Annotated in this window: 6 protein-coding genes and 1 pseudogene; 6 read left to right on the top strand and 1 reads right to left on the bottom strand. The window is 48.9% G+C overall.

All coding sequences use genetic code 11. The features are described from left to right. Window positions 1-108: 108 nt before the first annotated feature. A pseudogene (locus FTU50_RS11375) lies at window positions 109-447 on the top strand (PQQ-binding-like beta-propeller repeat protein); the annotation flags it as partial. Between the two features lie 174 nt (window positions 448-621). After that, entirely contained in the window at window positions 622-2,034 is a 1,413-nt protein-coding gene (gene der / locus FTU50_RS11370) for a ribosome biogenesis GTPase Der (protein ID WP_005182406.1), read from the top strand. 64 nt (window positions 2,035-2,098) lie between these two features. Here der and FTU50_RS11365 read toward each other — a convergent pair whose 3' ends face one another. Next, on the bottom strand, window positions 2,099-2,875 hold the full coding sequence (locus tag FTU50_RS11365; RefSeq protein ID WP_180046236.1) for an SDR family oxidoreductase: 777 nt from the start codon (window positions 2,873-2,875) through the stop codon (window positions 2,099-2,101). Between the two features lie 100 nt (window positions 2,876-2,975). On the opposite strand from FTU50_RS11365, the gene mazG reads away from it, so the two are divergent. The 4 genes from mazG (at window position 2,976) to folK (ending at window position 6,255) form a co-directional block, all read left to right on the top strand. Continuing rightward, window positions 2,976-3,737: a nucleoside triphosphate pyrophosphohydrolase gene (gene mazG / locus FTU50_RS11360; RefSeq protein ID WP_104487792.1), complete on the top strand. Its 762-nt coding sequence runs from the start codon at window positions 2,976-2,978 to the stop codon at window positions 3,735-3,737. Window positions 3,738-3,747: 10 nt separating this feature from the next. Then, window positions 3,748-4,161, top strand: coding sequence for a ComEA family DNA-binding protein (locus FTU50_RS11355; RefSeq protein WP_104470595.1), 414 nt, complete (start codon window positions 3,748-3,750; stop codon window positions 4,159-4,161). Between the two features lie 136 nt (window positions 4,162-4,297). Further along, complete coding sequence (gene pcnB / locus FTU50_RS11350; protein WP_180046235.1) at window positions 4,298-5,770, top strand: polynucleotide adenylyltransferase PcnB; 1,473 nt, start codon at window positions 4,298-4,300, stop codon at window positions 5,768-5,770. Next, on the top strand, window positions 5,767-6,255 hold the full coding sequence (gene folK, locus FTU50_RS11345) for a 2-amino-4-hydroxy-6-hydroxymethyldihydropteridine diphosphokinase (RefSeq protein ID WP_180046233.1): 489 nt from the start codon (window positions 5,767-5,769) through the stop codon (window positions 6,253-6,255). Before pcnB ends, folK begins: the two co-directional genes overlap by 4 nt. Window positions 6,256-6,268: the final 13 nt, after the last annotated feature.

Genomic DNA, 6,268 nt, shown 5'->3' with positions numbered 1-6,268 from the left:
TATGAGGGATAAGGGCAAATTGTAGGTTTTATCTCAGGTTCAAATTTAAGATTTTAGCAGCACTCCAAACTCTACAATTTGCGTATAGTGGTAGCTAATCACTATATCAATCAAGATACAAGCAGCACCAAACGTCCGGAAGTGGTCGGCAATGGGGTTTTTGTCGCCAGTGCCGATGGCCGTTTAGTGGCTTATGAAATTACCAGTGGCCAGAAGCTGTGGGAAAATGACCAGTTGCTTAACCGTCGTTTAAGTAACCCGGTAATGCTGGGTCAGGACCTGGTGGTGGGAGATATGGATGGTGTCTTGCATCTGTTTAACCCGAGCAACGGTCAGCTGATTGGTCGCGCCAAAACCAGCGGTGAAGTGCGTTCTTTACGTGTCATCGACAACCAGTTATATGTTGGTACGCAAAAGGGTGCATTCAGCATTTGGCAAAACCGTTAACTTTTTGTTGCCTTATGTTAAACTAGGCGACAATTTCCGTATTTTTTAACGCGGGGTGATTGAATGTTCAATGCCCCGTGTTTTTATTCAGGTCTTTGACTCAAATTTTTTCTTCCCATTTGTTTCTGATGTTCAGACCCGTGTAGTGGACTGATCTCAAATAAAGGTTAATCTATGAAACCCGTAATTGCGCTCATTGGTCGTCCGAACGTCGGAAAATCAACGTTGTTTAACCAGATCACCAAGAGTCGTGATGCTCTGGTCGCAGACTTTGCCGGCCTGACGCGTGACCGTAAATATGGTGATGCGACCTATCAGAATAAATCCTTCATCGTGGTCGATACCGGCGGTATTGGCGAATCTGAAGGTGGTATCGATTCTTACATGGCCGAGCAGTCGAAAACCGCCATCCATGAAGCCGATATGATCATCTTCGTGGTCGATGCGCGTGCCGGTCTGCTGGCTTCGGATGAGCAGATTGCCCGTGAACTGCGTACGCTGGGTAAAAAAGTCTTTCTGGTGGCCAACAAGGTCGATGGCGTACATGCAGAAGCCGCGCTGGTTGAATTCTTTAAACTGGGGATGGGCGAGCCAATGCAAGTGGCCGCCAGCCATGGTCGCGGTGTTCAGCAGATGCTGGAAGAAGTACTGCAAGATGTGCCGGAAGATGAAAACCCGGAAGAGCGTGATGAAGACACGGGTCTGCGTCTAGCGATTATTGGTCGTCCAAACGTGGGTAAATCGACGCTGGTGAACCGTTTGCTGGGTGAAGAGCGCGTGGTTGCTTTTGACCAGCCGGGCACAACACGTGACTCGATCTATATTCCGTTTGAGCGTGAAGGGCGTAAATACACCCTGATTGATACTGCCGGTGTACGCCGTAAAGGCAAGGTCGATGAAATGATCGAGAAATTCTCGATTGTAAAAACCTTGCAGGCGATGAAAGATGCCAACGTGGTGGTTGTGGTGGTCGATGCGCGTGAAGGGATTGTCGAGCAGGACCTGCACCTGATTGGTTATGCGCTGGAAGCTGGCCGTGCCATGGTGATTGCGATCAATAAATGGGACAACATGTCTGAATATGATCGCAAGCAGTGTAAGCTGGATGTCGAGCGCCGCTTTGACTTTATTCCTTGGGCGCGTATTCACCTGATTTCAGCGCTGCATGGCACTGGGGTGGGTGATCTTTATCCATCGATTCATCGTGCTTATGAGTCTTCGCGCTTAAAAGTATCACCAGCCAAACTGACTCAGATTCTGAATGATGCAACTGAAGCGCACCATCCGCCAAAAGTGCAGGGTCGTGCCATTAAAATGCGTTATGCACACATGGGAGGCCAGAACCCGCCAACGATTGTAATTCACGGTAACAAGGTGGATAAAACCCCGGCCGATTATCGTCGTTACCTGGAAAACGTGTTCCGTAAGGTCTATAAGCTGGAAGGAACTCCGGTGAAGATTGAATTTAAAACCTCTGAGAACCCGTTTGAAGGACGTAAATCACAGGTGGATGAACGTACTGCTGCGCGTCGTCGTCGTTATGTACAGAAGTTTAAGAAAGCCGAGAAGAAATTTAAACGCGGTTAAGCGGTTTTTACTTGATACAAAAAAAGCCCGAATCAGATTCGGGCTTTTTTATGGCCATCAGTTTCTAGTCTGGACGCCGTGCCAGCCACATATTGCTATAACGATTCACCCACTGCGGGCTTAGGCGCGACAGGGTAAACAGGAATTTGCTTTTTAATCCGACCGGCTGATGGGTGGCGGTAAATAGCGAGCTTTTTCGCGTAACACAACTGAAAATTTCATCGGCCACATCTTCCGCGCTTAAATGTACCCCCATATTTTGGATGGTGCCGGCATCCATATCTTTGACCATGGCGGTTTGTACAAACAGCGGCATCACATCCAGCACCCGGATACCGTATTTTTGCCATTCTACATCCAGCCCTTCGCTTATACCGCGTACCGCAAATTTACTGGCCGAATACGACACCAGATCGGCCTGTCCATAAATGGCCGAAGCTGACGACAGGTTCACCACCCGGGCAAAAGTCGCCTGTTTTAAATAAGGCAGTGCGGCATGACAGCCATTTAGTACCCCATTGACATTAACTTGCATGGTGCGCTGATGCGCCTGAATCTCGGTGTCTTCAAAAGCACCCGAATATAAAATGCCGGCATTGTTGACTAAAATATTCAGCTCGCCAGCCCAGTCTACAAAACGCGCCAAAGCCGTTTGCCACTGCGCATAATCCGCGACATCCAGCCCGCCGGCTTGCGCATTAGGACCCAGCTGCTGCGCCAGTTGCTCGGCCAGCGCAACATTTAAATCATAAATTCCGACTTTATAACCCGCCTGATAAAATAAGCGGGCCACTGCTGCACCAATGCCTTGTGCTGCGCCACTAATGAAGATACTGTGCATGTGGCTAACTCCTTGTGTTTTTGTTTTTCAACGTGTGGTTCTGTTGAGAGCATAGCAAATATTTTTATGTAGATGATGGTTGAAGAAGGTAGAAATCGGCATGGATCAGTTATTGGCAGTGATGAAACAGCTTCGTGAGCAATGTCCGTGGGACCAGAAGCAGACCCCAGAATCGCTGACCAAGTATGCGATTGAAGAAGCCTATGAAGTCGAAGCGGCCGTGCGCAGTGGTCATGCTCAGGACGTCAAAGAGGAACTGGGCGATCTATTGCTGCAAGTGGTATTCCAGTCGCAAATGTATAGCGAGCAGGGTGCTTTTGACTTTCAGGATGTGGTGCAGGCCATTACCGATAAAATGATTCGCCGTCATCCGCATGTATTTCAGCCCGAGCAGTTTGCGGCCTTAAGCCCGGAAGATGTCAGTGCATTGTGGCAGCAGATTAAACAGCAGGAAAAAGCCGGCAAACCTGCATCGCGCTTATCTGAGGTCAAACATGGCCCGGCCATTCAGCAGGCTCAGCAGTTACAGCACAATGTCGCGCAGATTGGCTTTGATTTTCCCGATGTCACTGGCGCGATGCAGAAAGTCGATGAAGAGTTGCAGGAGTTGAAACAGGCGGTGGATCGGCAAAATTCCGACGAAATTCTGGATGAGCTGGGTGACTGTTTATTTTCTTTAATTAATGTTGGCCGTAAACTGAATCTGTCCAGCGAAATGGCTTTGCTGAGTACCGTACATAAATTTAGAACCCGCTTTGCTTTCATTGAACAGCAGTTACAACAGCAGCATAAAAATATAGAACAGGTGTCGTTGGCTGAAATGGATCAGTTGTGGGAGCAGGCAAAACAACAATTAAAATGACAGAGTGACCATGACAAGAAGAATAAGATTTCAACACGCTCAAGCTCTAATTCAATTTACTGTGATGTTCTGCGTGTTTTGTAGCTTTTTCGCGCTGCAAAATGCGCAGGCAGAAAATTATGATGCGCGTTATCTGCAATGGAAGGCTGAACAAGAGGCGATTGATGCCCGCTTAAGCCCGTCGGCTTCTACGAAGACTTCCCAACCCCGTTCAGCTAGCGCAGGCAGTAGTGAAAAAATTAATCTGAATATGGCAACAGCCGCGCAATTACAGCAATTATCTGGCGTGGGACAAAAGAAGGCGGAAGCTATTATTGAGTACCGCAATCGGCATGGAAAATTCAAACGGATTGAAGATTTACAGTTAGTCAAAGGGATTGGACCGGCATTATTGGCCAAAAACCGGCACCGGCTGGGTATTTAATCGGGTCTGATCATCGGCCAACACCGCATCAGCCGGGCCCGAGTATTGAGATAATCAAATTGCCCTTTGATTGTGTTAGAGATATGATTAGCGTCATCTAATCTATTTTACGTTCAGACGTAGGAGACAGCGTCTTTTGCAAACTTTGCGCGCGTCAAAATGTGGTTTATCAACCACGCAATTACCTGCTTACATTCTAGATGTTATTGATGCTTTAACCAAAGCTGGCTATGAAGCTTATATCGTTGGTGGTGGTGTTCGTGACCTGATGTTGGGCCTGAATCCGAAGGATTTTGATGCCGTGACCAATGCCACGCCATCTCAGGTCAAAGAGGTGTTCGGACGCCGCTGTCGCATTATCGGACGCCGCTTTGAGCTGGCTCATGTCTATTCTGGACGTGAACTGGTGGAAGTTGCTACCTTCCGTGCACCGCCGAAAAGAGCGGTGACCTCTGCTGCGGGCATGATTTTAAGAGACAATAACTGGGGCACGATTGAGCAGGATTTTGCCCGTCGTGACTTCAGTATCAATGCTTTGTATTACCAGCCACGTAAAGGAATCGTGCTGGATTTCTGTCATGCAGTTGATGACATTAAATCCAAAACCTTGCGTCTGCTTGGGGATCCGACCGTCCGTTTTGAAGAAGATCCGGTGCGGATGCTGCGGACCTTACGTTTTGCGGCCAAGCTGAATTTCAATATTGATCCGGCCATTCTGGAGATTTTTACTCCGGAAATGACTCAGTTGCTGCGCGATGTTTCTCCGCACCGTCTGTATGATGAATCGCAAAAACTGTTCACCATGGGGCATTTAAATCGCGTCTTGCCGATGCTGATTGACTTCGGTATCTGGCGTCAGCTTTTTGCCGACATCAAGCCGGACATCACCCCCTTTATTGAACTGGCTGCAAAAAATACCGATCAGCGCATTGCGATTGGCAAAACCATCAACCCGGCCTTTTTCTATGCGGTGCTGCTGTGGAAGCCATTTTTAGAGCGCTGTGATTTTTATCTGTCCAAAGGGGTAATTCCGGCAGAAGCACGTGCACAGGCTGGGCTGGATGTGTTGAAACGTCAGGCCACCCGCACGGTGATTCCGCGTTTTGCCGAAACCTTTATTCGTGAAGTCTGGGAAATGCAAACCCGTTTGCTGAATCCAAAACCTCAGCAAATTGCTGCCTTGTCCAACCATGCGCGTTTCCGTGCCGGTTTCGACTTTTTGCTGCTGCGTGAAAGATCTGGCGATGCCCAGACTCAAGAGATGGGTACGTGGTGGGATCAGTACCAGACCATGAGCACCGATGAAAAAGAACGTGCCATTGGCCAGTACAACCGTCAGCGGGCCAAGAGCCGTCGCAAAGCTGCACAGGAAGAACATCTGGAGCAGCAGCTGAATGCCGCGCAGACCGCCGAAATTGAACCGCTGGTGAATGAGCCGGAGCCACGCAGCCGCCGTGCCCATAAAGCCAAACAGCAGGAAGATGCCCGTGCCCAAGTTGCATCAACATCATCAAGCAATGGCTCGGGTATTGGTGCAGACCATCCAATTCTGAAGCGCAAGCGGGTACAACGTGATTTAAGTCAGGTTATTTTCGGGCCAACACAATGAGTAGGGTGACTTATATTGGCCTAGGTAGTAACCTGGGCGATTCACGCCAGATTCTGACCGAAGCTGTGCACAAGCTGGCGACGTTGGGTCAGGTCAAAACCTCTAAACTGTATCAAAGTCCGCCAATGGGGCCACAAGACCAGCCGAATTATTTAAATGCGGTGGTACAGCTGCGTACAGATTTACCGGCGCTGGAATTGCTGGATCAGCTGCAGCGTTTTGAGCAGGAAGCCGGACGGGTGCGTTTACGCCATTGGGGTGAACGCACGCTCGATCTGGATTTACTCCTCTATGGACAGGAGCAGATTCAGCATGAACGTCTGACTGTGCCGCATGTCGGCGTTTTAGAACGCAATTTCGTGGTCATTCCATTACTGGATTTAGACCCCGAACTGCGTGTGCATACGCAATTATTAAAAGACTTGCCGTTCATTCAACAGCCCGCACTGGATGTGCTGGACCATGAACACTGGGCAAATATTTAAAGTGATTTTTAGC

Source organism: Acinetobacter sp. YH12112 (genome assembly GCF_013418945.1).
In the GTDB taxonomy this organism is placed as follows: Bacteria; Pseudomonadota; Gammaproteobacteria; order Pseudomonadales; family Moraxellaceae; genus Acinetobacter; species Acinetobacter indicus.
Note: the sequence above shows the minus strand (reverse complement) of the source record. Positions and strands in the feature narration are given on the sequence as shown.

What these genes read in the sequence shown, in the direction of transcription:
- mazG (WP_104487792.1), top strand. Translation starts at nt 2,976, where the DNA reads ATGGATCAGTTATTGGCAGTGATGAAACAGCTTCGTGAGCAATGTCCG.
- folK (WP_180046233.1), top strand. Translation starts at nt 5,767, where the DNA reads ATGAGTAGGGTGACTTATATTGGCCTAGGTAGTAACCTGGGCGATTCA.
- FTU50_RS11355 (WP_104470595.1), top strand. Translation starts at nt 3,748, where the DNA reads ATGACAAGAAGAATAAGATTTCAACACGCTCAAGCTCTAATTCAATTT.
- FTU50_RS11365 (WP_180046236.1), bottom strand. Translation starts at nt 2,875, where the DNA reads ATGCACAGTATCTTCATTAGTGGCGCAGCACAAGGCATTGGTGCAGCA.
- der (WP_005182406.1), top strand. Translation starts at nt 622, where the DNA reads ATGAAACCCGTAATTGCGCTCATTGGTCGTCCGAACGTCGGAAAATCA.